The organism is Dietzia sp. DQ11-71 (assembly GCF_014144995.1).
Classification (GTDB): Bacteria; Actinomycetota; Actinomycetes; order Mycobacteriales; family Mycobacteriaceae; genus Dietzia; species Dietzia kunjamensis.
Genome location: NZ_JAALDT010000046.1, coordinates 1 through 1,596, shown reverse-complemented (window position 1 = coordinate 1,596; position 1,596 = coordinate 1). Strand labels below are relative to the sequence as shown.

Sequence of the window (1,596 nt, the reverse complement as noted above, 5' to 3'; positions counted from 1 at the left end):
GCCGGGGCCGGGGCGGGCGCCGGGGCGTACACGGCGAGGGAGGCGAGAGCGTCGGCACGCAGCTGATCCAGCGTGCCGGGCACCCCGTCTCCGGAGGCAGCGCGGGCGTCGGTCTCGATACGTCCCCGCAGCAACTCCGCATCGGCCAGAGGCAGCTTCGCCCACATCGAGGCCATCCCGTCCCGGCCCGACCGGAACCGGACCGTACGCGTGAGCGCCGCCCGGGCCCGGGCATCCTCGGCGCCCTCCGGGTCGAGCCGGCCGACGGCCTCATCGATCCGGCCGTCCACCGAATTGCGAGTCGGCCGGTCACCGCCGTCCAGGTCGTCGACGATGCCCGCCACGACCTCGTCCTCCACGTCCGAGACGATCGAGTCGGGCACCTCGGCCAGCTTGCAGGCGATGTCGATGGCGAGCTGTTCGGGAACGACCCCGCGCTCCACCGAGGCCCGCAGTCGCGCGAGCCGCGAATGGATCTGGACCCCGGCGGTGACCAGACGCGCGGCGTGCCAGCACGTGAGCTGACAGGCCGCCACGAGATGGTCACGAGCCCTGGATTGCGGGTCCAACCGTGCGTATGCCGAACGTGCACGAGCACCGCTCCCGGCGACCCCTTCGGTGCGGTCGACGCCCGTGCCGACCTCATCCGCCCGGGACATCTGCTCGACCAGGGCCGCTGCCGCCTCCAGCCGGGTCGCACCTGCCCGGTTCTGCGCCAGGGTCGCGGCTCGCGCCGCCTCGCTCACCGCCGTCGAGTCGAGCCCGCCCAGGGATTCCGGAACCGCGAACAGTGACTTCGTCGTCGACAGTTCCCCCACCCCCGTCGCGCTCGATCTAGAACCTGTGTTCGACATTACGACACGGCAGGCGTTAGCGCAAGCGTTCGATCCGCCCGGCCTCCCGTGTCCGACCCGCGCGCTACACTCGCCGCATGACCGAGCCCCCCTCCTCTCCCGTCGACCGCGCCTTCGAGGTGCTACGCGTGACGGCGGGCGGGACAGGGATGACGCTCAGCGAGATCGCGCGCGAGACCGGGCTGGCCAAGTCCACGACGCTGCGCCTCCTGGCCGCGCTCGAGCGCAACGACGCGGTGACGCGGATCGGGCAGCGCTACCGGCTGGGTCCGTTGGTGCACGAGCTGGACCCGATCCCCGTCTCGCCGGCGTACGAGCGGATCCGTCGGGTACTCACACCGTTCCTTGCCCACCTCTTCGAGGCCACACGCGCGACCGTTCATCTGGCCACCCTGCACGGGGACGAGGTGGTCTACCTCAACAAGTTGCACGGGCCGCGGCCGATCCCGTCGCCGTCGCGGATCGGCGGCGGCCTGCCCGCGTACTGCACCGGGGTGGGCAAGGCGATGCTCGCGTTCGACGAGGACGCGGCCGACCGCGTGGCGCAGGGGCCGTTGATCGAGTGGACGGACACCACTCTGACCTCCCCCGACGCCCTCGCGGTGGAGCTCGCGGAGATACGACGGAGGAGGCGCGCGGTCGACCGGGCCGAGCTCACGCCCGGCCTGTACTGCGTGGCGGCGCCGGTGTTCGACGACGACGACGAGGAACACGCCGGCCGGACGCGGGCCGTCGCCGCATT

2 protein-coding genes are annotated in these 1,596 nt (G+C 72.3%); one reads left to right on the top strand and one right to left on the bottom strand.

Annotated features, from left to right (window positions below):
* A partial coding sequence (locus G6023_RS01855; protein WP_241727613.1) for a 13E12 repeat family protein occupies positions 1 to 854 on the bottom strand: 854 nt, incomplete at its 3' end.
* A gap of 77 nt (positions 855 to 931) precedes the next feature.
* Here G6023_RS01855 and G6023_RS01850 point away from each other — a divergent pair.
* A partial coding sequence (locus G6023_RS01850) for an IclR family transcriptional regulator (RefSeq protein WP_182633936.1) occupies positions 932 to 1,596 on the top strand: 665 nt, incomplete at its 3' end.